This is a genomic window from Bacillus sp. YP1 (genome assembly GCF_000877815.1).
GTDB lineage: Bacteria > Bacillota > Bacilli > Bacillales > Bacillaceae > Bacillus > Bacillus subtilis.
Window position 1 is genome coordinate 1,377,417 of record NZ_CP010014.1, and the last position, 25,697, is coordinate 1,403,113.

Annotated in this window: 25 protein-coding genes; 24 read left to right on the forward strand and 1 reads right to left on the reverse strand. The window is 45.3% G+C overall.

The genetic code is table 11. The features are described from left to right. The first annotated feature begins 98 nt into the window (after positions 1–98). The 17 genes from QF06_RS06850 (at position 99) to spoVM (ending at position 17,660) form a co-directional block, all read left to right on the forward strand. A complete protein-coding gene (locus tag QF06_RS06850) occupies positions 99–2,771 on the forward strand; it encodes a calcium-translocating P-type ATPase, SERCA-type (protein ID WP_015252116.1) in 2,673 nt (890 codons plus the stop codon). Positions 2,772–2,853: 82 nt separating this feature from the next. Beyond that, positions 2,854–3,729 (forward strand): YicC/YloC family endoribonuclease, encoded by an 876-nt coding sequence (locus QF06_RS06855; RefSeq protein WP_009967215.1) that lies wholly within the window; start codon positions 2,854–2,856, stop codon positions 3,727–3,729. A 76-nt stretch (positions 3,730–3,805) separates the two neighbouring features. Further along, the gene (remA, locus tag QF06_RS06860) at positions 3,806–4,075 is read left to right on the forward strand and encodes an extracellular matrix/biofilm regulator RemA (protein ID WP_003154355.1); all 270 of its coding nucleotides are present in this window, start codon (positions 3,806–3,808) and stop codon (positions 4,073–4,075) included. 7 nt (positions 4,076–4,082) lie between these two features. Beyond that, positions 4,083–4,697, forward strand: coding sequence for a guanylate kinase (gene gmk / locus QF06_RS06865; RefSeq protein WP_003232083.1), 615 nt, complete (start codon positions 4,083–4,085; stop codon positions 4,695–4,697). A 3-nt stretch (positions 4,698–4,700) separates the two neighbouring features. Beyond that, the gene (gene rpoZ, locus QF06_RS06870; RefSeq protein WP_003221520.1) at positions 4,701–4,904 is read left to right on the forward strand and encodes a DNA-directed RNA polymerase subunit omega; all 204 of its coding nucleotides are present in this window, start codon (positions 4,701–4,703) and stop codon (positions 4,902–4,904) included. Between the two features lie 80 nt (positions 4,905–4,984). Continuing rightward, positions 4,985–6,205: a bifunctional phosphopantothenoylcysteine decarboxylase/phosphopantothenate--cysteine ligase CoaBC gene (gene coaBC, locus QF06_RS06875; protein WP_041850845.1), complete on the forward strand. Its 1,221-nt coding sequence runs from the start codon at positions 4,985–4,987 to the stop codon at positions 6,203–6,205. Further along, positions 6,202–8,619 carry a primosomal protein N' gene (gene priA / locus QF06_RS06880; protein WP_041850844.1) on the forward strand — a complete coding sequence of 806 codons (2,418 nt, stop codon included), beginning with the start codon at positions 6,202–6,204 and terminating at the stop codon, positions 8,617–8,619. The genes coaBC and priA overlap by 4 nt, the downstream gene beginning before the upstream one ends. Before the next feature lie 26 nt (positions 8,620–8,645). Then, entirely contained in the window at positions 8,646–9,128 is a 483-nt protein-coding gene (def, locus tag QF06_RS06885; RefSeq protein WP_015383630.1) for a peptide deformylase, read from the forward strand. A 4-nt stretch (positions 9,129–9,132) separates the two neighbouring features. Further along, a complete protein-coding gene (fmt, locus tag QF06_RS06890) occupies positions 9,133–10,086 on the forward strand; it encodes a methionyl-tRNA formyltransferase (RefSeq protein ID WP_021479312.1) in 954 nt (317 codons plus the stop codon). Then, a complete protein-coding gene (gene rsmB, locus QF06_RS06895; protein ID WP_021479311.1) occupies positions 10,073–11,416 on the forward strand; it encodes a 16S rRNA (cytosine(967)-C(5))-methyltransferase RsmB in 1,344 nt (447 codons plus the stop codon). Before fmt ends, rsmB begins: the two co-directional genes overlap by 14 nt. 3 nt (positions 11,417–11,419) lie before the next feature. Then, positions 11,420–12,511, forward strand: a complete 1,092-nt coding sequence (gene rlmN, locus QF06_RS06900) for a dual-specificity RNA methyltransferase RlmN (protein WP_021479310.1) — start codon at positions 11,420–11,422, stop codon at positions 12,509–12,511. A 6-nt stretch (positions 12,512–12,517) separates the two neighbouring features. Further along, on the forward strand, positions 12,518–13,282 hold the full coding sequence (prpC, locus tag QF06_RS06905) for a protein-serine/threonine phosphatase PrpC (RefSeq protein WP_041850843.1): 765 nt from the start codon (positions 12,518–12,520) through the stop codon (positions 13,280–13,282). Continuing rightward, entirely contained in the window at positions 13,276–15,222 is a 1,947-nt protein-coding gene (prkC, locus tag QF06_RS06910) for a serine/threonine protein kinase PrkC (RefSeq protein WP_041850842.1), read from the forward strand. Before prpC ends, prkC begins: the two co-directional genes overlap by 7 nt. A gap of 14 nt (positions 15,223–15,236) precedes the next feature. Next, the gene (gene rsgA, locus QF06_RS06915) at positions 15,237–16,133 is read left to right on the forward strand and encodes a ribosome small subunit-dependent GTPase A (protein ID WP_038828213.1); all 897 of its coding nucleotides are present in this window, start codon (positions 15,237–15,239) and stop codon (positions 16,131–16,133) included. 4 nt (positions 16,134–16,137) lie between these two features. Then, positions 16,138–16,791: a ribulose-phosphate 3-epimerase gene (rpe, locus tag QF06_RS06920; protein ID WP_003232058.1), complete on the forward strand. Its 654-nt coding sequence runs from the start codon at positions 16,138–16,140 to the stop codon at positions 16,789–16,791. Positions 16,792–16,863: 72 nt separating this feature from the next. Continuing rightward, positions 16,864–17,508: a thiamine diphosphokinase gene (locus QF06_RS06925; RefSeq protein ID WP_041850841.1), complete on the forward strand. Its 645-nt coding sequence runs from the start codon at positions 16,864–16,866 to the stop codon at positions 17,506–17,508. Positions 17,509–17,579: 71 nt separating this feature from the next. Next, a complete protein-coding gene (gene spoVM, locus QF06_RS06930; protein ID WP_003221545.1) occupies positions 17,580–17,660 on the forward strand; it encodes a stage V sporulation protein SpoVM in 81 nt (26 codons plus the stop codon). 72 nt (positions 17,661–17,732) lie between these two features. Here the strand turns inward: spoVM and rpmB are convergent, their stop codons facing one another. Beyond that, positions 17,733–17,921, reverse strand: a complete 189-nt coding sequence (gene rpmB / locus QF06_RS06935) for a 50S ribosomal protein L28 (protein WP_003221548.1) — start codon at positions 17,919–17,921, stop codon at positions 17,733–17,735. 276 nt (positions 17,922–18,197) lie between these two features. Here rpmB and QF06_RS06940 point away from each other — a divergent pair, with 276 nt between their 5' ends. The 7 genes from QF06_RS06940 (at position 18,198) to plsX (ending at position 25,682) form a co-directional block, all read left to right on the forward strand. Then, a complete protein-coding gene (locus QF06_RS06940; RefSeq protein ID WP_003232054.1) occupies positions 18,198–18,560 on the forward strand; it encodes an Asp23/Gls24 family envelope stress response protein in 363 nt (120 codons plus the stop codon). A 15-nt stretch (positions 18,561–18,575) separates the two neighbouring features. Further along, entirely contained in the window at positions 18,576–20,237 is a 1,662-nt protein-coding gene (locus QF06_RS06945) for a DAK2 domain-containing protein (protein WP_041850840.1), read from the forward strand. A 138-nt stretch (positions 20,238–20,375) separates the two neighbouring features. Then, positions 20,376–21,038: an L-serine ammonia-lyase, iron-sulfur-dependent subunit beta gene (gene sdaAB, locus QF06_RS06950; protein WP_041850839.1), complete on the forward strand. Its 663-nt coding sequence runs from the start codon at positions 20,376–20,378 to the stop codon at positions 21,036–21,038. Between the two features lie 25 nt (positions 21,039–21,063). Further along, positions 21,064–21,966, forward strand: a complete 903-nt coding sequence (gene sdaAA / locus QF06_RS06955) for an L-serine ammonia-lyase, iron-sulfur-dependent, subunit alpha (protein WP_003232049.1) — start codon at positions 21,064–21,066, stop codon at positions 21,964–21,966. Next, the gene (gene recG / locus QF06_RS06960) at positions 21,944–23,992 is read left to right on the forward strand and encodes an ATP-dependent DNA helicase RecG (RefSeq protein WP_029317792.1); all 2,049 of its coding nucleotides are present in this window, start codon (positions 21,944–21,946) and stop codon (positions 23,990–23,992) included. The genes sdaAA and recG overlap by 23 nt, the downstream gene beginning before the upstream one ends. Positions 23,993–24,100: 108 nt before the next feature. Beyond that, a complete protein-coding gene (fapR, locus tag QF06_RS06965) occupies positions 24,101–24,667 on the forward strand; it encodes a transcription factor FapR (RefSeq protein ID WP_003232044.1) in 567 nt (188 codons plus the stop codon). Between the two features lie 13 nt (positions 24,668–24,680). Beyond that, positions 24,681–25,682, forward strand: coding sequence for a phosphate acyltransferase PlsX (plsX, locus tag QF06_RS06970; RefSeq protein ID WP_003232041.1), 1,002 nt, complete (start codon positions 24,681–24,683; stop codon positions 25,680–25,682). The last annotated feature ends 15 nt before the right edge of the window (positions 25,683–25,697 follow it).

Genomic DNA, 25,697 nt, shown 5'->3' on the forward strand with positions numbered 1-25,697 from the left:
CCTGCATTCGATAATTATAGCATGAAATGGGACGAGTCAGAATAAGCATGCTTATAGAGTGATATCTCTATAAGAGAGCAGGGGAGTGGACGAGCGGAATGAAGTTTCATGAAATGGGACAAACAGATTTACTAGAGGCAACCAATACGTCCATGAAACAAGGATTAACAGAAAAAGAGGTAAAAAAACGCCTTGACAAGCATGGACCAAACGAGCTGCAAGAAGGGAAAAAAACTTCAGCGCTTCTCTTGTTTTTCGCGCAGTTCAAAGATTTTATGGTGCTTGTGCTTCTGGCGGCAACGTTAATCTCAGGTTTTCTTGGTGAATATGTAGATGCGGTTGCGATTATTGCGATTGTGTTTGTGAATGGCATACTCGGCTTCTTTCAAGAAAGGCGTGCTGAGCAATCTCTTCAGGCTTTAAAAGAGCTTTCAACACCGCATGTCATGGCACTCAGGGAAGGAAGCTGGACAAAGATTCCTTCTAAGGAACTTGTGCCGGGTGATATTGTGAAATTTACGAGCGGGGACAGAATTGGCGCAGACGTTCGAATTGTTGAAGCGAGAAGCCTTGAAATAGAAGAATCAGCGCTGACCGGGGAATCTATCCCGGTTGTGAAGCATGCTGATAAATTGAAAAAACCGGATGTTTCACTTGGCGATATTACCAATATGGCATTTATGGGAACGATTGTGACCCGCGGCAGCGGTGTGGGGGTTGTCGTCGGGACAGGAATGAATACGGCTATGGGGAAAATTGCCGACATGCTTGAATCAGCAGGGACATTGTCAACCCCGCTGCAAAGAAGACTGGAGCAGCTCGGGAAGATTTTGATTGTTGTTGCATTGCTTCTGACCGTACTTGTCGTTGCTGTCGGTGTTATTCAGGGTCATGATCTGTACAGTATGTTTTTAGCAGGTGTCTCGTTAGCGGTAGCCGCTATTCCGGAGGGGCTGCCGGCGATTGTGACAGTGGCGCTTTCGCTTGGTGTACAGAGGATGATTAAACAAAAATCCATTGTTAGAAAGCTTCCTGCTGTTGAAACGCTTGGGTGTGCGTCTATCATTTGTTCAGATAAAACAGGGACAATGACCCAAAACAAAATGACGGTGACACATGTTTGGTCCGGGGGGAAAACATGGAGAGTGGCAGGGGCCGGCTATGAACCGAAAGGAAGCTTCACACTAAACGAAAAAGAGATCAGTGTCAATGAACATAAGCCGCTTCAGCAGATGCTTCTGTTCGGAGCGCTTTGTAACAACTCCAATATTGAGAAAAGAGACGGCGAATATGTGCTTGACGGAGATCCGACAGAGGGAGCGCTGCTCACCGCGGCAAGAAAAGGCGGTTTTTCAAAGGAGTTTGTTGAATCAAACTACCGGGTGGTCGAAGAATTTCCGTTTGATTCTGCACGGAAAATGATGACTGTCATCGTAGAGGATCAAGACAGAAAGCGCTATATCATTACAAAAGGTGCACCGGATGTACTGATGCAGCGATCTTCCCGTATTTATTATGACGGCTCAGCGGCTCTTTTTTCAAATGAAAGAAAAGCAGAAACAGAGGCGGTATTAAGACATTTGGCATCACAGGCGCTCAGAACGATAGCCGTCGCCTACAGGCCGATAAAAGCAGGCGAAACACCGTCAATGGAGCAGGCGGAAAAAGATCTGACCATGCTTGGCCTTTCAGGTATCATTGATCCCCCGCGGCCGGAAGTCAGACAGGCGATAAAAGAATGCCGTGAAGCAGGAATTAAGACCGTTATGATTACAGGTGATCATGTAGAAACTGCTAAAGCGATAGCGAAAGACTTGCGCCTCCTTCCGAAAAGCGGCAAAATCATGGACGGCAAGATGCTGAATGAACTTTCTCAAGAAGAGCTTTCTCATGTGGTGGAGGATGTATATGTATTTGCCCGCGTTTCCCCTGAACATAAACTAAAAATCGTAAAAGCCTATCAGGAGAACGGGCATATTGTGGCGATGACGGGAGACGGCGTCAATGATGCTCCTGCCATTAAACAAGCTGATATCGGAGTCTCTATGGGCATTACCGGGACAGATGTGGCCAAAGAAGCATCATCTCTTGTTCTCGTAGATGATAATTTTGCGACGATTAAATCAGCGATAAAAGAAGGCAGGAACATCTACGAAAATATCAGGAAGTTTATCAGATACCTGCTGGCGTCTAACGTCGGAGAAATCCTTGTCATGCTGTTTGCGATGCTGCTCGCCCTTCCTTTACCGCTCGTTCCGATTCAGATTTTGTGGGTCAACTTGGTGACGGACGGATTGCCGGCAATGGCGCTCGGCATGGATCAGCCGGAAGGAGACGTCATGAAGCGCAAGCCCCGTCATCCGAAAGAAGGGGTATTTGCCCGCAAGCTAGGATGGAAGGTCGTTTCCAGAGGATTTTTAATCGGAGTTGCCACTATTTTAGCGTTTATCATTGTGTACCACCGCAATCCGGAAAACTTAGCTTATGCCCAGACGATCGCGTTTGCCACATTGGTGCTCGCTCAGCTTATTCACGTGTTTGACTGCCGCAGCGAAACTTCTGTTTTCTCTAGAAATCCGTTTCAAAACCTGTATTTAATCGGCGCGGTATTGTCATCCATTTTGCTGATGCTTGTAGTAATCTACTATCCGCCGCTTCAGCCGATTTTCCATACTGTAGCCATCACGCCGGGGGACTGGATGCTCGTCATCGGTATGTCCGCCATCCCTACTTTTTTGCTGGCGGGGTCACTTTTAACAAGAAAAAAATAAATTCATATGATATAATCTTAGGGGTAATAGCGTGTCTATTGCCCTTTTATTATGAGAACAGGGAAGAATTGGGTGTTTTAAAATGATACGAAGTATGACAGGCTTCGGCAGTGCAAGCAAAACACAAGACGATCTCTCTGTAAGCGTTGAACTTAAATCTGTGAACTACAGATTTAAAGAAGTGAACGCTCGTTTGCCAAGGCCTTTGCTATATTTTGAAGATAAGCTGAAACAGACCATTCTGCAGCATATTCAGCGCGGAAGAATTGAGCTTTTCGTATCCGTTGACAGTGATATGCTTGTTGAGAAAAGGCTTGAAATTGATTGGCCGCTGCTCGATGAGTTTGTCGCAGCCGCGAGAGATATGAAGAAGCGGTATCAATTGTCTGCAGAGCCCGATGTAATGGATTTCTTTAAGCTTGATCATGTCGTCCAGGTTCATGAAGAACAGACGCAAAATGACAAGCTGGAGGCGTTGATCATCGATGCTGCAGAAGAAGCGGTAAAAGGTCTCTGTGAAATGCGTGAAAAAGAGGGGCTGCTCTTAGCGAAAGACTGCCTGATGCATATTGACCAGCTTGAAGAGCTGGTGAGAGAAACTGAATTGCTGGCTGCAGATGTCGTATCTCGTTACCGGGAACGGCTGTACGCCAGAATCAAAGAATGGACTGAAGATGTATTAGACGAGAGCCGGCTTGTAACAGAATGCGCTATTTTTGCAGACCGCTCTGATATCACTGAAGAGATTACAAGGCTGAAGAGCCACTTCGCCCAGTTTCGTGATATATTAGCTAGTGGCGGAGCTGTCGGGCGCAAACTCGACTTTCTTGTTCAGGAGCTCAATCGGGAAGCAAATACGATCGGCTCAAAAGCAAATGATCATCAGATCACAAAGCTTGTCGTTGAAATGAAAAGTTCTATTGAAAAAATAAAAGAACAAGTGCAAAATATAGAATAGTGACTGTGCGTATTGTTTACAGACGGTCTTACTAGGCTAAACTAGAGACGTCTATTTTACAGGGGGAACGTAGAAGATGACGATTAAACTGATTAATATCGGATTTGGCAATATCATCTCCGCCAATCGGATGATTTCGATTGTCAGTCCGGAGTCTGCGCCAATCAAACGGATGATTCAGGATGCAAGAGACCGCGGAATGCTAATTGACGCTACATACGGACGAAGAACCCGTGCAGTTGTCGTCATGGATAGTGATCACATTATCTTATCTGCCGTCCAGCCTGAGACAGTTGCACACAGACTTTCTGTTAAAGAAGAAATTATGGATGAAGGGCAGGGGTAATTGCCGCATGAAAGAAAGAGGGTTATTAATCGTTCTCTCAGGTCCCTCAGGAGTTGGTAAAGGAACGGTTCGACAAGCGATCTTTTCGCAGGAAGACACAAAATTTGAATATTCGATTTCAGTAACCACAAGAAGTCCAAGAGAGGGCGAAGTGAACGGAGTCGATTATTTTTTCAAAACAAGAGACGAATTCGAACAAATGATTGCGGACAACAAGCTGCTTGAATGGGCAGAGTATGTCGGCAATTATTACGGCACGCCAGTCGATTATGTTGAACAGACGCTTCAAGATGGAAAAGACGTCTTTTTAGAAATTGAAGTTCAAGGGGCTCTTCAAGTGAGAAATGCTTTCCCGGAAGGCCTGTTTATTTTCCTTGCGCCTCCAAGCCTTTCTGAACTGAAAAACAGAATCGTGACACGAGGCACAGAAACAGACGCTCTGATTGAAAATCGAATGAAAGCCGCAAAAGCTGAGATCGAAATGATGGATGCTTATGACTATGTCGTTGAAAACGATAATGTCGAAACGGCTTGCGATAAAATCAAAGCAATCGTTCTTGCTGAACATTTGAAGCGTGAACGCGTTGCACCAAGATATAAGAAAATGCTGGAGGTTGAATAATCAATGTTAGATCCGTCAATTGATTCTTTAATGAATAAATTAGATTCAAAATATACGCTGGTGACTGTTTCTGCGAGACGCGCACGTGAAATGCAAATCAAAAAAGACCAAATGATTGAACATACGATTTCACACAAATATGTAGGCAAAGCTTTAGAAGAAATTGATGCAGGCCTGCTTTCGTTTGAAAAGGAAGACCGCGAATAGTAGCACAAGTAGCAACCTATATCATGTAGGTTGTTATTTTTTTCCGTGCGGTTTTGTAAAGTGCAGAGGGGGAGAATTCATTGCTTAACAATCGAAATGTGTTACTTTGCGTGAGCGGAGGCATCGCTGTTTATAAAGCCTGTGCGTTAACGAGCAAGCTGGTTCAGGCAGGAGCAAATGTCAAAGTGATTATGACTGAATCCGCTTGCCGATTCGTTTCACCGCTGACATTTCAGGCATTGAGCCGCCACGAAGTCTATACAGATACATTTAAAGAACAAAATCCAAGCGTTATTTCTCATATTGATGCTGCAGACTGGGCCGACTTGATTATCGTAGCGCCGGCTACTGCAAATGTGATTGGAAAACTGGCAAACGGCATCGCTGATGATATGCTGACGACAACATTGTTGGCAGCAACGGCTCCCGTTTGGATCGCGCCGGCAATGAACGTTCATATGTATGACCACCCGGCAGTCAAACGAAACATTTCTGTTCTTTATCAGGACGGTTATCGTTTTATTGAGCCAAGTGAGGGCTATTTAGCATGCGGTTACGTAGGAAAAGGCAGATTGGAAGAGCCGGAAAACATCGTAAAGCTGGCCGAAAAACATTTTGCTGAAGAAACATCCGCTCCTTTAGAAGGCAAGCATGTGGTCATTACAGCCGGTCCAACGCGGGAAGCGGTTGATCCTGTCCGGTTTTTTACCAATAAATCGACGGGCAAAATGGGCTACGCGCTAGCGGAGGCTGCTGTTCAGCTCGGCGCACGGGTAACCTTAATTTCTGGGCCTGTTTCACTTGATCAGCCTAAAGGCCTTGCTGAGTTTATCCCGGTTCAATCGGCTGCGGATATGCGCGAAGCTGTGCTCTCTGTGTATGACGCAAGCGATATAGTCATTAAAACAGCTGCGGTAGCCGATTTTACGCCGAAAACAGTATTTGACCATAAAATGAAAAAACAAGACGGCGGCATGACCTTAGAACTGAAAAGAACAGTCGATATTTTGAAAGAATTGGGCGAGAAAAAGAAAGAGCAAATCTTGGTCGGATTTGCCGCCGAAACACAAGACATTGAACACTATGCACGTAAAAAGCTCGCCGCTAAAAACCTTGATTTGATTGTGGCAAATGATGTGAAAGCAAATGGGGCCGGTTTTGGTGCTGATACGAATATCGTGACAATCTTTTTCAAAGACGGGCATAAACGCGAACTCCCGATTATGTCTAAGCTCGATGTTTCTTTTGAAATCCTTCAGGAGATCGCAGCCCTCTCAAAACAAGCCGGAGAGCGCTCATGAATTTTGCAGAAGTCATCGTTGATGTCAGCACCAAAAATATAGACAGGCCTTTTGATTATAAAATCCCAGACCATCTGAAGGGCATGATCAAAACGGGGATGCGGGTCATTGTTCCGTTTGGCCCCCGTAAGATTCAAGGGTTTGTGACAGCAGTCAAAGAAGCATCTGACCTATCGGGAAAATCTGTCAAGGAAGTAGAGGATTTATTAGATCTTACACCTGTTCTGACAGAGGAGCTTATGGATCTGTCATCATGGCTGTCAGACAAAACGCTGTCTTTTAAAATAACGGCGCTTCAAGCAATGCTGCCTGCCGCCTTAAAGGCGAAATATGAAAAAGAATTAAAAATTGTACACGGCGCCGATCTTCCGCCGCAAGTGGAACGGCTGTTTTCTGAAACAAAGACGCTGCTGTATTCAGATATACCCGATCATGATACGCTGAAACTGATTCAAAGGCATGTTCAAAAAGGGGTCATTGACGTGACGTATAAAGTCGCGCAAAAAACCAATAAAAAAATGGTCAGGCATATTCAGGCAAATGCGAGTAAAGAAGAGCTTGCTAAGCAGGCTGAGGGATTGTCCCGACAAGCAGCAAAACAGCAGGCGATTCTTCACTTTCTCATCTCTGAGCCGGAAGGTGTGAAAATTCCTGCAGCGGAATTGTGCAAAAGAACGGACACGAGCTCTGCAACCATCAAAACCCTTATCCAAAAAGGGCTTTTGAAGGAAAGCTATGAAGAGGTTTACAGAGATCCCTATCAGGACAAAATGTTCAAAAAAACAGAGCCCCTGCCGCTGACAGACGAACAGAGGGCTGCCTTTGAGCCCATACGCGAGACATTGGACAGCGATGAGCATAAAGTGTTCCTCCTTCACGGCGTGACAGGAAGCGGAAAAACGGAAATTTATCTGCAATCAATTGAAAAAGTACTAGCGAAAGGAAAAGAAGCCATCGTCCTCGTACCGGAAATATCGCTGACGCCGCAAATGGTCAACCGCTTCAAGGGCCGCTTCGGCTCCCAGGTGGCAGTCATGCACAGCGGTTTATCCACAGGAGAAAAATATGACGAGTGGCGTAAAATCCACCGGAAGGAAGTACGGCTTGTCGTCGGTGCCAGATCTGCGATTTTTGCTCCGTTTGAAAATCTCGGAATGATAATCATCGATGAAGAGCACGAGTCTTCCTATAAACAGGAAGAAATGCCGCGCTATCATGCGAAAGAGGTGGCAATCAAGCGGGCTGAGCATCACAGCTGCCCGGTTGTATTAGGGAGTGCTACGCCGACATTAGAGTCATATGCAAGAGCGCAAAAGGGCGTATACGAGCTTCTTTCACTGAAGCACCGTGTTAACCACCGGGTGATGCCTGAGGTTTCGCTTGTCGATATGAGAGAGGAGCTTAGAAACGGCAATCGTTCGATGTTTTCAGTTGAATTGATGGAAAAGCTTGAAGAAACGATTGCCAAGGGTGAGCAGGCGGTGCTGTTTTTAAATAAGAGGGGCTATTCTTCCTTTGTGATGTGCAGGGATTGCGGCTATGTCCCGCAATGCCCGCACTGCGACATTTCCATGACGTATCATCGTTACGGCCAAAGGCTGAAATGCCATTATTGCGGACATGAAGAGCCTGTTCCGCACACTTGTCCTGAATGCGCAAGCGAGCATATCCGCTTTTTTGGAACGGGAACACAGCGAGTGGAGGAAGAGCTTACAAAAGTGCTGCCAAGTGCGAGAGTGATTCGGATGGATGTTGACACGACATCACGGAAAGGCGCCCATGAAAAATTACTGTCAGCTTTCGGAGAAGGAAAAGCGGATATTCTTCTCGGAACGCAAATGATCGCGAAAGGGCTTGATTTTCCGAATGTCACGCTTGTCGGAGTGTTAAGTGCTGATACAACACTTCATATTCCTGATTTCAGATCGGCTGAAAAAACATTTCAGCTGTTAACGCAAGTCAGCGGCCGGGCAGGCAGGCATGAAAAGCCCGGCCATGTCATCATTCAAACGTATACACCGTCTCATTACAGTATCCAGCTGACGAAAACACACGATTATGAAACGTTCTATCAGCATGAAATGGCGCACAGGAGAGAGCAATCCTATCCGCCATACTACTATTTGGCTCTTGTGACTGTTTCTCATGAGGAAGTGGCGAAAGCAGCGGTTACAGCTGAAAAGATCGCTCATTTTTTGAAAGCAAACTGCGGAGCTGACACGAAAATTCTCGGACCAAGCGCGTCGCCGATAGCCAGGATCAAAGATAGATATCGCTATCAATGCGTGATAAAATACAAACAGGAAACCCAGTTATCCGCTTTATTGAAGAAGATACTGGAACATTATAAACGCGAAATTGAACAAAAACATGTAATGATTTCAATTGATATGAATCCTTATATGATGATGTAAGATCTCACGTCTTGGAGGGTAACAAATTGGCAGTAAAAAAGGTCGTCACACATCCTGCGGAGGTTTTGGAAACACCTGCGGAAACCGTGACTGTTTTTGATAAAAAGCTAAAAAAACTGCTTGATGATATGTACGACACCATGCTTGAAATGGATGGTGTCGGACTGGCAGCGCCGCAAATCGGCATTTTAAAAAGAGCAGCAGTTGTAGACATCGGGGATGACAGAGGGAGAATTGATCTCGTTAATCCTGAAATTTTAGAAAAAAGCGGCGAGCAAACCGGAATTGAAGGATGCTTGAGCTTTCCTGGCGTCTATGGTGATGTCACACGTGCCGATTATGTCAAAGTGCGTGCGTTTAACCGTCAGGGAAAACCGTTCATTCTGGAAGCGCGAGGCTTTTTAGCAAGAGCCGTGCAGCATGAAATGGACCACTTAGACGGTGTGCTGTTTACATCTAAAATAAGTAAATACTATACAGAAGATGAACTAGCGGATATGGAAGGATGATTTGATGACGAGAATCGTATTTATGGGAACGCCAGATTTTTCAGTTCCTGTTTTAAGAACCCTGATTGAGGACGGATATGAAGTAGTGGGGGTCGTCACACAGCCGGACCGTCCGAAGGGCAGAAAAAAAGTCATGACACCTCCTCCGGTAAAGGAAGAGGCATTGCGCCACGGCATCCCGGTTCTTCAGCCGGAAAAAGTCAGATTGACAGAAGAAATTGAGAAAGTGCTGGCATTAAAGCCTGACCTGATTGTAACGGCGGCATTCGGACAAATTTTGCCTAAAGAGCTTCTCGACAGTCCAAAATACGGCTGCATTAACGTTCACGCCTCTCTTTTGCCGGAACTGCGCGGCGGGGCACCGATCCATTATTCCATTCTGCAGGGAAAGAAAAAAACCGGGGTTACCATTATGTATATGGTAGAAAAATTGGATGCCGGGGACATGATCTCAAAAGTGGAAGTGGACATTGAAGAAACCGACAATGTCGGAACACTGCACGATAAATTAAGCGTTGCTGGCGCGAAGCTGTTGTCTGAAACGGTTCCAAACGTTATTGCCGGCAGCATTTCACCTGAAAAGCAGGATGAAGAGAAAGCGACGTACGCGCCTAATATCAAAAGAGAGCAAGAGCTGCTCGACTGGTCCAGAACGGGCGAAGAGCTTTACAACCAGATCCGCGGCTTAAATCCATGGCCTGTTGCCTATACGACTCTAAACGGACAAAACTTGAAAGTATGGGCGTCGAAAAAAATACCGGCACCAACAACAGCTGAGCCCGGCACAGTCGTTGCGGTTGAAAAGGAAGGGATTATCGTTGCCACAGGTAACGATACGGCTCTGTTATTAACCGAACTCCAGCCGGCAGGCAAGAAACGAATGAAAGGCGAAGACTTTGTGCGAGGAGCTCATGTTGAAGCCGGTGATGTGTTAGGAGTAAACAATGAAAAAAACTAGTGTTCGTGACATCGCCCTTGAGGCGCTGATCAAATTAGAACAAAACCAGGCATACAGCAACCTGCTGCTGAAATCGGTCATTAAATCAAATGAACTGAGTGATCAGGACAGAGGGCTTTTGACTGAACTTGTCTATGGTACATTACAAAATAAGATCGCGCTTGATTATATGCTTAAACCGTTTATCAATAAGCCTCAAAAGGTAAAGCCGTGGGTGATTCAGCTTCTTCGCCTATCCTTATATCAAATGGAGTATTTAGAGAAGATTCCAGACAGGGCAGCCATCCATGAAGCGGTTGAGATTGCTAAAATCCGCGGACACAAAGGCATTGCTTCTTTTGTCAATGGCGTGCTTCGTTCTATCCAGCGCGAAGGTGTTCCATCCTTTGACGCCATCGAAGATCCTGTACGCAGGCTGGCGACAGAAACAAGCCATCCGGAATGGCTTGTGAAAGAGTGGGCGGATGCGTATGGGTTTGACGCGGCCGAAAAGATTTGCCGTATCCACCTCATTCCGCCGAAGCAGACGCTGCGTGTCAATCAAATGAAAGCAGACAGAGCTGAGCTGCTTGACCAAATGGCTGCTGAGGGAATCGAAGTTGAAAAAGGCGATCTCGCTGAAGATGCTGTGAAGCTCTTAAAGGGATCAATTGCCGGAACTCATTTCTTCCAAAACGGCGAAGTATCCATCCAGGATGAGAGCTCCATGCTCGTCGCCCGCGCCCTTGATCCTAAGCCTGATGAAACAGTGCTTGACGCGTGTGCGGCGCCTGGCGGCAAGTCAGCTCATATCGCAGAATTAATGAAGAACAAGGGGAGCGTTACGTCGCTTGATCTTCACAAACATAAAGTGAAGCTGATCAAAGAAGCGGCAAACCGTCTTGGCCTGACAATCATTCATGCGGAGACAATGGATGCGAGAAAAGCGGGGGAAACGTTTGAAAACGAACAGTTTGACCGGATATTGGTTGATGCTCCGTGCTCAGGTTTCGGTGTTATCAGAAGAAAGCCGGACATGAAATACACGAAAAAGCCTGACGACAGCGCGCGTCTAGCTGAAATCCAGCTGTCGATCCTGAGGGAAATCGCACCATTAGTAAAAAAAGGTGGCACTCTTGTCTACAGTACGTGTACAATGGACCGGACAGAAAATGATGAAGTAATACATGCGTTTATACAAGAACATCCTGATTTTGAACCCGATTTGTCTCTTGAAAAGCGGCTGCCTGAAAAGGTGAGACCCTTTGTTCGGGATGGAAGGCTTCAAATCCTTCCTCATTATTTCGGAACAGATGGTTTCTTTATTTGCAGCATGAGAAAGAAGGGATAAGCAATGGCAGAACTTAATAAAACAAAAGTAAGAAAAGAATTGCGGACAGATCGTCCGTCGATTTATTCTTTTGAATTAGACGAAATTAAACAATGGCTGACAGACAACGGAGAGAAACCGTTCCGTGCGGCTCAGATTTTTGAATGGCTATATGAAAAACGCGTATCTTCTTTTGAAGAAATGACAAACCTCTCAAAGGATCTGCGTGAGAAATTAAACACTCACTTTGTGTTAACAACGCTGAAAACGGCTGTTAAACAAACCTCTCAAGACGGTACGATGAAGTTTTTGTTTGAGCTTCATGACGGTTATACCATCGAAACCGTTTTAATGAGACACGAGTATGGCAATTCTGTATGTGTAACGACACAAGTCGGCTGCCGTATTGGCTGCACATTTTGCGCGTCAACGCTTGGAGGCTTAAAACGAAACCTTGAAGCGGGGGAAATTGTCGCTCAAGTAGTTAAAGTGCAAAAAGCTCTTGATGAAACGGATGAACGCGTCAGCTCTGTCGTGATCATGGGAATCGGCGAACCTTTTGATAACTTTAACGAAATGCTCGCTTTCTTGAAAATCATTAACCATGACAAGGGCCTGAATATCGGTGCTCGCCATATTACGGTCTCTACGAGTGGAATCATCCCGAAAATTTACGAATTTGCTGATCAGCAAATGCAGATTAACTTTGCAATTTCTCTGCACGCGCCGAACACAGAAATCAGAAGCCGTTTGATGCCGATTAACAGAGCATATAAACTGCCTGATCTAATGGAAGCCGTTAAATATTATATTAATAAAACAGGACGCCGCATCAGCTTTGAATACGGGCTGTTCGGAGGCGTAAACGACCAGGTGGAACACGCCGAAGAGCTTGCCGACTTGCTGGAAGGAGTCAAATGCCACGTGAACTTGATTCCGGTAAACTACGTGCCTGAACGGGACTATGTGCGCACACCGCGTGATCAGATTTTTGCTTTTGAAAAAACGCTGAAATCCCGCGGAGTAAATGTCACAATCCGAAGAGAGCAAGGACATGACATTGACGCAGCCTGCGGTCAGCTTCGCGCGAAGGAGCGTCAAGACGAGACGAGGTGATGAGGGTTGTTAACAGCCTTAAAAACAGATACAGGAAAAATCCGCCAGCATAATGAAGATGATGCGGGGATATTCAAGGGGAAAGATGAATTTATATTAGCGGTTGTCGCTGATGGCATGGGCGGCCATCTTGCTGGAGATGTTGCGAGCAAGATGGCTGTGAAAGCCATGGGGGAGAAATGGAATGAAGCAGAGACGATTCCAACTGCGCCCTCGGAATGTGAAAAATGGCTCATTGAACAGATTCTTTCGGTAAACAGCAAAATATACGATCACGCTCAAGCCCACGAAGAATGCCAAGGCATGGGGACGACGATTGTATGTGCGCTTTTTACGGGGAAAACGGTTTCTGTTGCCCATATCGGAGACAGCAGATGCTATTTGCTTCAGGACGGTGATTTCGTTCAAGTGACAGAAGACCATTCGCTTGTAAATGAACTGGTTCGCACTGGAGAGATTTCCAGAGAAGACGCTGAACATCATCCGCGAAAAAATGTGTTGACGAAGGCGCTTGGAACAGACCAGTCAGTCAGTATTGACACCCGTTCCTTTGATATAGAACCCGGAGACAAACTGCTTCTATGTTCTGACGGACTGACGAATAAAGTGGAAGGCACTGAATTAAAAGACATCCTGCAAAGCGATTCAGCTCCTCAGGAAAAAGTAAACCTGCTTGTGGACAAAGCCAATCAGAATGGCGGAGAAGACAACATAACAGCAGTTTTGCTTGAGCTTGCTTTACAAGTTGAAGAGGGTGAAGATCAGTGCTAATCGGCAAGCGGATCAGCGGGCGTTACCAAATTCTCCGCGTTATAGGCGGCGGGGGAATGGCCAACGTCTATTTAGCTGAGGATATCATTCTAGACCGTGAAGTCGCAATTAAAATCCTGCGGTTTGACTATGCAAATGACAATGAATTTATCAGACGTTTCCGCAGAGAAGCCCAATCCGCATCAAGCCTCGATCACCCGAATATTGTCAGCATTTACGATTTGGGCGAGGAAGATGATATTTATTATATTGTCATGGAATACGTTGAAGGCATGACGCTTAAAGAATACATAACAGCAAATGGGCCGCTTCACCCTAAAGAAGCGCTGAACATCATGGAGCAAATAGTCTCAGCCATCGCTCATGCCCATCAAAACCAGATTGTTCACAGAGACATCAAGCCGCATAACATTTTGATTGATCATATGGGAAATATCAAAGTAACGGATTTTGGAATTGCGACGGCACTAAGTTCGACCACAATCACCCATACCAATTCAGTTCTGGGCTCGGTCCATTACTTATCACCTGAACAGGCCCGGGGCGGCTTAGCCACAAAAAAATCGGATATTTATGCGCTTGGAATCGTTCTATTTGAGCTTTTAACCGGCCGTATTCCGTTTGATGGAGAGTCAGCAGTCAGCATCGCCTTGAAGCATCTTCAAGCGGAAACTCCTTCGGCAAAAAGGTGGAATCCATCGGTCCCCCAAAGCGTTGAAAACATCATACTCAAGGCAACTGCCAAAGATCCTTTTCATCGCTACGAAACGGCTGAAGACATGGAAGCAGACATAAAAACAGCTTTTGATGCCGACAGACTCAATGAAAAGAAATTTACGATTCAAGAAGATGAAGAAATGACAAAAGCGATACCTATCATTAAAGATGAAGAACTTGCTAAAGCTGCTGGCGAAAAAGAAGCTGAAGTGACAACCGCACAAGAAAACAAAACAAAGAAAAACGGCAAAAGAAAAAAGTGGCCGTGGGTTTTGCTCACGATATGCCTCGTTTTTATCACAGCTGGAATTCTTGCTGTCACTGTTTTTCCGTCGCTTTTCATGCCTAAGGATGTCAAAATACCTGATGTCTCCGGAATGGAATACGAAAAAGCCGCAGGGCTCTTGGAAAAAGAAGGTTTACAGGTTGATTCCGAGGTGTTGGAAATCTCAGATGAAAAAATTGAAGAGGGCCTGATGGTAAAAACGGATCCTAAAGCGGATACCACAGTCAAAGAAGGCGCCACGGTCACCCTTTATAAGAGCACCGGAAAAGCAAAAACGGAGATCGGTGATGTGACAGGCCAAACGGTCGACCAGGCAAAAAAAGCGTTGAAGGACCAAGGGTTTAAACATGTAACAGTAAATGAAGTGAATGACGAGAAAAATGCGGGCACTGTCATTGACCAAAATCCTTCAGCAGGGACTGAGCTTGTCCCGAGTGAAGATCAAGTCAAACTTACAGTCAGTATCGGACCCGAAGACATTACGCTTAGAGACTTGAAAACCTACAGTAAAGAAGCAGCGTCTGGATATCTGGAAGACAACGGATTGAAGCTTGTAGAAAAAGAAGCATACTCAGATGATGTTCCAGAAGGACAGGTTGTCAAACAAAAACCAGCAGCAGGTACGGCAGTAAAGCCGGGAAACGAAGTTGAAGTGACATTCTCTCTCGGACCAGAGAAAAAACCTGCGAAAACAGTGAAAGAAAAGGTCAAGATCCCCTACGAACCAGAAAATGAAGGGGACGAGCTTCAAGTGCAAATCGCGGTTGACGATGCGGATCACAGCATCTCTGACACTTACGAAGAATTTAAGATAAAAGAGCCGACTGAACGAACGATCGAACTAAAGATTGAACCCGGCCAAAAAGGGTACTATCAAGTAATGGTAAACAATAAAGTTGTCAGCTACAAAACCATTGAGTATCCGAAAGATGAATAACAAGGAGGGAAAATATGCCTGAGGGCAAAATTATTAAGGCGCTAAGCGGCTTTTACTATGTACTGGATGAATCAGAGGATTCAGATAAAGTAATACAATGCAGAGGAAGAGGCATTTTCAGAAAAAACAAAATTACCCCTCTTGTCGGTGATTATGTTGTGTATCAAGCTGAAAATGACAAAGAAGGATATTTAATGGAAATTAAAGAAAGAACCAACGAGCTTATCAGGCCGCCAATTTGCAACGTTGATCAAGCGGTCCTTGTTTTCTCAGCGGTTCAGCCTTCTTTCAGCACGGCATTGCTCGACCGCTTCCTGGTTCTCGTTGAGGCCAATGATATTCAGCCGATTATATGCATTACTAAAATGGATCTGATTGAAGATCAAGATACAGAAGATACGATACAAGCCTATGCAGAAGACTATCGGAATATTGGTTATGACGTATACCTTACCTCCTCTAAGGACCAAGACAGTTTAACGGACATCATCCCGCATTTTCAGGATAAAACAACGGTATTTGCCGGTCAGTCCGGTGTTGGGAAATCCTCGCTTCTCAACGCGATCAGTCCGGAGCTCGGATTGAGAACCAACGAGATTTCCGAGCATTTGGGCCGCGGGAAACACACAACCCGCCACGTGGAGCTGATTCACACGTCCGGAGGTTTGGTTGCAGATACGCCGGGATTCAGCTCGCTTGAATTTACAGACATTGAGGAAGAAGAGCTGGGCTATACCTTCCCTGATATCAGAGAAAAAAGCGCTTCATGCAAATTTAGAGGCTGTTTACATCTGAAAGAGCCGAAATGCGCGGTGAAACAAGCTGTTGAAGACGGGGAATTAAAGCAGTATCGCTATGACCATTATGTTGAATTTATGACGGAGATTAAAGACAGAAAGCCGAGGTATTAGCATAATGATAAAGGTTGCACCATCTATTCTTTCCGCTGATTTTGCCGCTTTAGGCAATGAGATTAAAGATGTAGAAAAAGGCGGAGCCGATTGTATTCATATTGATGTTATGGACGGCCATTTTGTCCCGAATATCACAATCGGTCCGCTGATTGTAGAAGCGGTCCGACCGGTAACGGATCTGCCGCTTGATGTCCATTTAATGATAGAAGAGCCGGATCGTTATATCCCGGCTTTTGCGAAAGCAGGCGCAGATATCCTGTCTGTGCATGCTGAGGCATGTCCGCACCTGCACCGTACCATCCAGCTCATTAAAGAGCAAGGAGTGAAGGCCGGAGTAGTTCTAAACCCGCATACCCCTGTACAAGTCATCGAGCATGTTTTCGACGATCTCGATCTTGTTCTTTTAATGACGGTGAACCCGGGCTTCGGCGGGCAGAAATTTATTCATTCAGTCCTTCCTAAGATAAAAGAGGTTAAGCGAATGGCGGATGAAAAAGGAAAAAAAGATCTGTTAATTGAAGTAGACGGCGGCGTCAACAAAGAAACCGCTCCGCTCGTCATTGAAGCGGGCGCAAATTTACTCGTTGCCGGTTCAGCTGTTTATGGCCAGTCTGACCGCAAAAAAGCAATTTCTGAAATCAGAGGAAGTAAATAAGCAGCTTTAGAAAAGAGCTGGGCATACAATAGCCTAAGCTTTTTTTCCTGTATGCAGAGAAAGGAATCAGAGATGAAAACAATTAATATCGTTGCGGGAGGCCCGAAAAATCTCATTCCCGATCTAACCGGCTATACGGATGAACACACGCTTTGGATCGGTGTTGACAAAGGCACCATCACTCTCTTAGATGCCGGGATCATTCCTGTTGAAGCCTTCGGAGATTTTGACAGCATAACAGAGCAAGAACGCCGGCGAATAGAAAAAGCCGCTCCCGCCCTTCATGTGTATCAAGCAGAAAAAGATCAAACAGATTTAGACCTCGCCCTTGATTGGGCGCTGGAAAAGCAGCCGGATATTATTCAGATTTTCGGCATTACAGGCGGCAGAGCTGATCATTTTTTAGGAAACATTCAGCTACTGTATAGAGGTGTAAAAACGAACATAAAAATTAGGCTGATAGACAAACAAAATCATATTCAAATGTTCCCTCCTGGTGAATATGATATTGAGAAGGATGAAAATAAGCGATATATCTCCTTCATACCGTTTTCCGAAGACATACATGAGCTGACCCTGACCGGTTTTAAATATCCTCTAAATAATTGTCATATTACGCTCGGTTCAACACTATGTATTAGTAACGAACTCATTCATTCACGAGGTACTTTTTCGTTTGCAAAAGGCATATTAATAATGATAAGAAGCACGGATTAAGCATGTGCTTTCATTCAATTGCTGAAAACAATGAACAAGGCGGTTACGGGACGTTATAGGAGGGGACAAAAATGAAATTTTACACCATTAAATTGCCGAAGTTTTTAGGAGGAATTGTCCGGGCGATGCTGGGCTCATTTAGAAAAGATTAATGCCCAGGGGTTCAAAGCCCTCTTTCACCACATAAAAACGCCTGCCACATATCGGGGCAGGCGTTCATTTTGTTATACACGCTCAACTTTACCGGATTTCAAAGCTCGAGCAGATACATATACTTTTTTAGGTTTTCCGTTCACAAGGATACGAACCTTTTGAAGATTCGCGCCCCAAGTGCGCTTAGAAGCGTTCATTGCGTGAGAACGGTTATTCCCAGCTGTTGTTTTTTTACCTGTGATAACGCATTTACGTGCCATTTGTTTCCCTCCTCACTTGCACAAAACATCTACTTTTTAACATTCATATAATCTTAGATGCTTTCGATATGGATACTTTAAATAATTTACCACAGCTAAAAAACGTTTGCAACTATTGTTTCATCATCTTTCAAGAAAATTCACTTGACATCTTGCGGAAACAGCAGCGCTATAGTATATGTAGAGGTACGGCCAGCGATTATTGCCTGGTCTTTTCATAATGGAAACCATATAGTAGAATAGCTGTAACTCTATGCATTCGAAGGAGGAACTAGTGTGTCCATTGAATTAAGAACGAAGTACGGACAGATTGATATATCTAATGAAGTCATCGCGATGGTTGCAGGAGGCGCGGCGGTTGACTGTTACGGCATTGTCGGCATGGCCTCTAAAAACCAGATTAAAGACGGACTGACTGAAATCCTTCGGAAAGAGAATTTCAGCAGGGGTGTCCAAGTTCGCCAAGAAGGAGAACAGATACATATCGACATGTATATCATTGTCAGCTACGGCACGAAAATTTCTGAAGTGGCACATAATGTCCAAACAAAAGTAAAATACACAGTAAATCAAACCATCGGACTGGCAGTGGACTCTGTCAATATTTATGTCCAAGGCGTACGAGTGACGAACCCGTAGTTAGGAGGAGTAGGATTGTCTATCAGAACATTAAACGGCAGAACCTTTGCCGAGATGATTCTTGCGGGAGCGCAGAATCTGTCTCAAAATGCCAGTGCAGTTGATGCACTGAACGTGTTTCCGGTGCCGGACGGTGATACGGGAACAAATATGAACCTGTCGATGACTTCCGGAGCAAGAGAAGTTGAACAAATGGATACGGATGATATCGGGAAGGTGGGCTCCGCGTTATCTAAAGGGCTGCTCATGGGAGCACGCGGAAATTCAGGAGTTATCCTATCCCAATTGTTCCGCGGATTTAGCAAAAACATTGAAACGAAAAAAGAAATTAATGCACTTGAGTTTGCCGCTGCGCTGCAAGCAGGTGTAGACATGGCGTATAAAGCTGTCATGAAACCTGTAGAGGGCACCATTTTAACAGTTGCAAAAGACGCTGCAAAAAAAGCAATGATCTTAGCAGAAAAAGAAACCGATATCACTGCGCTGATGACTGCAGTGACAGAAGAAGCAGAGGCGTCTTTAAACCGCACCCCTGAATTGCTACCTGTCCTAAAGGAAGTAGGAGTTGTCGATAGCGGGGGCAAAGGCCTGCTCTGTGTGTATGAAGGTTTTCTTGCTTCATTAAGAGGTGAAACTGTACCTCAGAAAGCAGTTCTTCCGTCACTTGACGACATGGTCAGCGCAGAGCATCACAAGAGCGCGCAAAGCATGATGAATACCGAAGATATTGAATTTGGATTCTGTACCGAAGTGATGGTTAGGCTTGATCAGACAAAAAGAGAGTTCGACGAAGGCACGTTCAGGCAAGACCTCAGCCAGTTCGGAGATTCTCTGCTTGTGATTGCGGATGAATCGCTGGCGAAGGTTCATATTCATGCTGAAGAGCCGGGAAACGTGTTAAACTACGCCCAGCATTACGGTGAATTGATCAAAATAAAAATAGAAAATATGAGAGAACAGCATACCTCTATCATCAGTCAAGAAAGCAAACCTGCAGACAACGAAACACCGCCGGCAAAACAGCCGTATGGCATTGTGACTGTAGCGATGGGAGAAGGAATTGCAGACCTATTTAAAAGCATTGGCGCTTCTGTTGTGATTGAAGGCGGCCAGACCATGAACCCAAGCACTGAGGATATTGTTGATGCCGTGAAGTCTGTAAATGCAGATACGGTATTTATCCTGCCTAACAACTCCAACATTATCATGGCTGCTAACCAAGCGGCCAGCGTAGTGGATGAACAGGTTTTTGTCATTCCTGCTAAAACGGTTCCGCAAGGGATGTCAGCTCTGCTGGCTTTTAACCCGGATCAAGAAGCTGAAGCGAACGAGGCCAATATGCTAAGCGCCATTCAGCAAGTAAAAAGCGGACAGGTGACGTTCTCAGTCAGAGATACTCATATTGACGGTAAAGACATTAAAAAAGGCGACTTTATGGGCATTCTGAATGGAACGATTATCGGCACTTCTGAAAATCAGCTGTCAGCCGCGAAAATGCTGCTGTCAGAAATGATCGGAGAAGATGATGAAATCGTGACCATTCTATATGGTGAGGATGCGTCTCAGGAAGAAGCTGAGCAGCTTGAAGCGTTTCTCAGTGAAAAGTACGAGGAGATTGAGGTTGAGATCCACAATGGGAAACAGCCTCTGTATTCGTATATAGTTTCTGCAGAATAGAAGGGCAATTTGCCCTTCTATTCTTATGTCTGCTTTTAAGTGCGGCAGCGCTGTAACGCGCCCGCTTGCCATTTTATATCTGATCAATTAGTCTAGAAGCAAAGCGCTAATAAGCTCTGGTTCATAAGGAGGAATAGCATGAAATACAGAAGCGTTTTTGATATTATCGGCCCGGTTATGATCGGTCCGTCCAGCTCTCATACAGCGGGAGCTGCTAGAATCGGGAGAGTGGCCAGAAGTTTATTTGGCAGAGAGCCTGAGCGCATCATTGTATCTTTTTACGGCTCGTTTGCGGAAACGTATAAGGGCCACGGCACAGATGTCGCGATTATCGGCGGATTGCTTGATTTTGATACATTCGATGAACGGATTAAAACCGCTATACAAATTGCAGAAGCTAAAGGAATTGATATAGAGTTTCGGGTAGAAGATGCAGTCCCGGTCCACCCGAACACAGCAAAAATCATCATTTCTGATGAAAAGGGTGAGCTGGAACTGACGGGTATTTCGATTGGCGGAGGAAAGATTGAAATCACAGAATTGAATGGTTTTGAGCTCCGGCTGTCAGGAAATCATCCGGCCATATTAGTTGTTCATAATGACAAATTTGGCACAATTGCCGGTGTTGCCAATGTTCTGGCGAAATTTTCAATCAACGTAGGACATATGGAAGTAGCCCGGAAAGATATCGGACAGCTTGCGCTGATGACAATAGAGGTCGATCAAAATATTGACGACCACATTCTCGACGAGCTGTCGAAACTGCCGAATATTATTCAAGTGACAAAGATTGCTGACTAGCGAAAAGGGTCAGGAGGAGCCAGTTATGTTTCGTAATGTAAAAGAATTAATTGAGATTACTAAAGAAAAACAAATATTGATCTCTGATGTGATGATAGCTCAAGAGATGGAAGTAACAGAAAAAACAAAAGAGGACATTTTTCAGCAGATGGATCATAACCTGTCTGTTATGGAAGCGGCGGTTCAGAAAGGACTCGAGGGAGTTACGAGCCAAACGGGCTTAACAGGCGGAGATGCCGTTAAATTGCAGGCCTATATTCGATCAGGAAAAAGCCTGTCTGGCCCGCTGATTTTAGATGCTGTATCGAAAGCCGTTGCAACAAATGAAGTAAATGCAGCAATGGGAACCATCTGTGCGACACCGACTGCAGGTTCTGCCGGTGTGGTGCCCGGTACGTTATTTGCTGTAAAAGAAAAGCTGAATCCAACAAGAGAACAAATGATCCGCTTTTTGTTTACGGCCGGGGCTTTCGGATTTGTCGTGGCTAATAACGCAAGCATTTCCGGCGCCGCCGGAGGATGTCAGGCAGAGGTTGGATCAGCTTCAGGCATGGCGGCTGCGGCCATTGTTGAAATGGCAGGAGGAACACCCGAACAAAGCGCGGAAGCCATGGCCATTACATTAAAAAATATGCTAGGCCTCGTGTGCGACCCTGTTGCAGGGCTTGTTGAGGTGCCTTGCGTGAAACGGAATGCGATGGGCGCGTCAAATGCGATGATTGCCGCTGATATGGCATTGGCGGGCATTACAAGCCGTATTCCATGTGATGAGGTTATCGATGCCATGTATAAAATAGGCCAAACGATGCCAACTGCACTTAGAGAAACAGGCCAAGGCGGTTTAGCGGCAACACCGACAGGAAGAGAATTAGAGAAAAAAATTTTCGGAGGAGCGCTAGGTTCACGTGAAACAACATCAGCAAACTAGTATAGCTAACATTAAGGGTATTGGGCCGGAAACAGAAAAAACATTACACGAACTCGGTATTTATGACATTTCTGATCTTCTGAATTATTTCCCTTATCGCTATGATGACTACGAGCTGAGGGATTTAGAAGAAGTAAAGCATGATGAAAGAGTCACAGTCGAAGGGAAGGTTCATTCAGAGCCTTCTCTTACCTATTACGGAAAAAAACGAAACAGGCTGACATTCAGGCTTCTGGTCGGCCACTATTTAATTACAGCCGTATGTTTTAACCGGCCTTATTTGAAGAAGAAGCTTTCGCTCGGCTCTGTGGTGACAGTTTCAGGTAAATGGGACAAGCACCGCCAAACCATCTCTGTTCAGGAGTTGAAAAACGGGCCGCATCAAGAAGACAAAAGCATTGAGCCAGTGTATTCTGTGAAAGAAAATGTTACCGTCAAAATGATGAGGCGCTTTATTCAGCAGGCGCTGACCCAATATGCAGACTCACTTCCTGATCCTCTTCCGGAAAAGCTAAGAAAAAGCTATAAACTGCCTGACTATTATCAGGCGTTAAAAGCAATGCACCAGCCTGAAACAAGGGAAGCATTAAAGCTTGCCAGACGGCGGTTTGTTTATGAAGAATTTTTGTTGTTTCAGTTGAAAATGCAGGCGTTCCGAAAGGCGGAAAGAGAGCAGACACAAGGGATACGGCAACGTTTTTCAAACGAAGAACTTATGAGATTTATCAAAAGCCTCCCGTTTCCCCTCACAAACGCCCAGTCACGCGTTCTTCGCGAAATAACAGCAGACATGTCTTCTCCATACAGAATGAATCGTCTACTTCAAGGGGACGTTGGATCAGGAAAAACGGCAGTCGCCGCCATTGCACTGTATGCCGCGATCCTATCCGGATACCAAGGAGCGCTCATGGTGCCGACAGAAATTCTGGCCGAGCAGCATGCTGATTCGCTCGTTTCGCTATTTGAAAAATGGGACGTCAGCGTTGCTCTTTTGACAAGCTCTGTTAAAGGGAAGCGGCGAAAAGAACTGCTTGAGCGTCTTGCGGCGGGTGAGATTGATATTCTTGTAGGAACCCACGCTTTAATCCAAGACGAGGTGGAGTTTAAGGCGCTGAGTCTCGTTATTACTGATGAACAGCACAGATTTGGAGTTGAGCAGCGCAAAAAGCTTCGGAACAAAGGGCAGGATCCCGATGTTCTCTTTATGACAGCCACTCCAATCCCAAGAACGTTAGCGATCACAGTGTTCGGTGAAATGGATGTATCTGTCATCGATGAGATGCCGGCAGGACGAAAGAGAATCGAAACCTATTGGGTAAAACATGACATGCTGGATCGTATATTGGCATTTGTCGAAAAAGAATTAAAGCAAGGCAGGCAGGCTTATATCATCTGTCCGCTGATTGAAGAATCAGACAAGCTTGATGTGCAAAACGCCATTGACGTGTACAATATGCTTTCTGATATTTTTCGGGGAAAATGGAATGTCGGCCTTATGCATGGAAAGCTGCATTCCGATGAAAAAGACCAGGTCATGAGAGAATTCAGCGCAAATCACTGTCAAATTCTCGTATCAACCACTGTTGTGGAGGTTGGCGTGAATGTTCCGAATGCAACGATTATGGTGATTTATGACGCCGACCGTTTCGGGCTATCACAGCTTCACCAGCTGCGCGGCCGTGTTGGACGGGGTGAGCATCAATCTTTCTGTATTCTGATGGCTGATCCAAAATCAGAAACAGGGAAAGAACGGATGAGGATCATGTCGGAGACCAATGACGGTTTCGAGCTGTCTGAAAAGGATCTGGAACTGAGAGGTCCCGGTGATTTCTTCGGAAAAAAACAAAGCGGAATGCCGGAATTTAAAGTGGCGGACATGGTTCATGATTACAGAGCGCTTGAAACGGCAAGGCAGGATGCTGCGAATCTTGTGGCTTCTGACGCGTTCTGGAAGGAGCCGGAATACGCTGTGTTAAGAGATGAATTGCTGAAGAGCGGAGTAATGGACGGGGAAAAATTAAGCTGAGTATCAGAAGTTTTTGGTGTTCAGCCAGAAACAATCGTTGCATTCCAATCTATGAAATTATATACTACTATTAGTACCTAGTCTTAATTGTCCGGATGGTGTTTAGATATGAGAAGAAATAAGAGAGAACGCCAGGAATTACTTCAGCAGACGATTCAAGCAACCCCCTTTATTACAGATGAAGAATTAGCGGGTAAATTCGGGGTGAGCATCCAGACGATACGTTTGGACCGCTTAGAGCTTTCCATACCTGAACTGAGAGAAAGAATTAAGAACGTGGCAGAGAAAACACTTGAGGACGAAGTGAAGTCCCTGTCACTTGATGAAGTTATCGGAGAAATTATTGACCTTGAGCTGGATGATCAGGCGATATCCATTTTAGAAATAAAACAGGAGCACGTGTTCAGCCGGAATCAGATTGCGAGAGGACACCATTTATTTGCACAGGCGAATTCTTTGGCCGTTGCAGTCATTGATGACGAGCTGGCGCTGACTGCAAGTGCAGACATCCGCTTTACAAGACAGGTAAAGCAGGGTGAACGTGTCGTAGCAAAAGCGAAAGTGACGGCTGTCGAAAAAGAAAAAGGAAGAACGGTTGTCGAAGTGAACAGCTACGTTGGCGAAGAAATTGTTTTTTCTGGACGCTTTGACATGTATCGTTCAAAACATTCATAAAGGTGGAGCATGCATGAGAATAGCTGTAGATGCAATGGGAGGAGACCACGCTCCCAAAGCTGTTATTGACGGAGTTATAAAAGGTATAGAGGCATTTGATGATCTCCATATCACACTTGTCGGTGACAAAACAACGATAGAATCACATTTAACAACTACATCAGATCGCATCACGGTGCTGCACGCAGATGAAGTGATTGAGCCTACGGATGAACCGGTCCGTGCCGTGCGAAGAAAAAAGAACTCATCTATGGTTCTTATGGCGCAGGAGGTTGCGGAAAACAGAGCTGACGCCTGCATTTCAGCAGGAAATACAGGTGCATTAATGACAGCCGGTCTCTTTATTGTCGGAAGAATTAAAGGAATTGACCGTCCGGCGCTTGCCCCGACACTTCCGACTGTTTCGGGAGACGGATTTCTTCTCCTTGATGTCGGCGCCAATGTCGATGCCAAACCGGAGCACCTCGTTCAATATGCCATCATGGGTTCTGTTTATTCTCAGCAAGTGCGCGGTGTCACTTCACCGAGAGTCGGACTTTTAAATGTCGGAACAGAAGATAAAAAAGGAAACGAACTGACGAAGCAGACGTTTCAAATTTTAAAAGAAACAGCAAACATCAATTTTATCGGAAACGTGGAAGCGCGAGACCTTTTAGATGATGTGGCGGATGTTGTAGTAACAGACGGCTTTACCGGGAATGTTACACTCAAAACGCTGGAAGGCTCTGCGTTGTCAATTTTTAAAATGATGAGAGACGTAATGACGTCTACTTTGACATCCAAGCTTGCAGCAGCTGTGCTGAAACCAAAATTGAAAGAAATGAAAATGAAAATGGAGTATTCGAATTATGGCGGAGCAAGTCTTTTTGGCTTAAAAGCGCCTGTGATCAAGGCGCACGGCTCTTCAGATTCAAATGCTGTATTCCATGCGATTCGGCAAGCAAGAGAGATGGTCAGCCAAAATGTGGCTGCGCTCATTCAGGAAGAAGTAAAAGAAGAAAAAACAGATGAGTAGTCTGGAGGTTTTTAC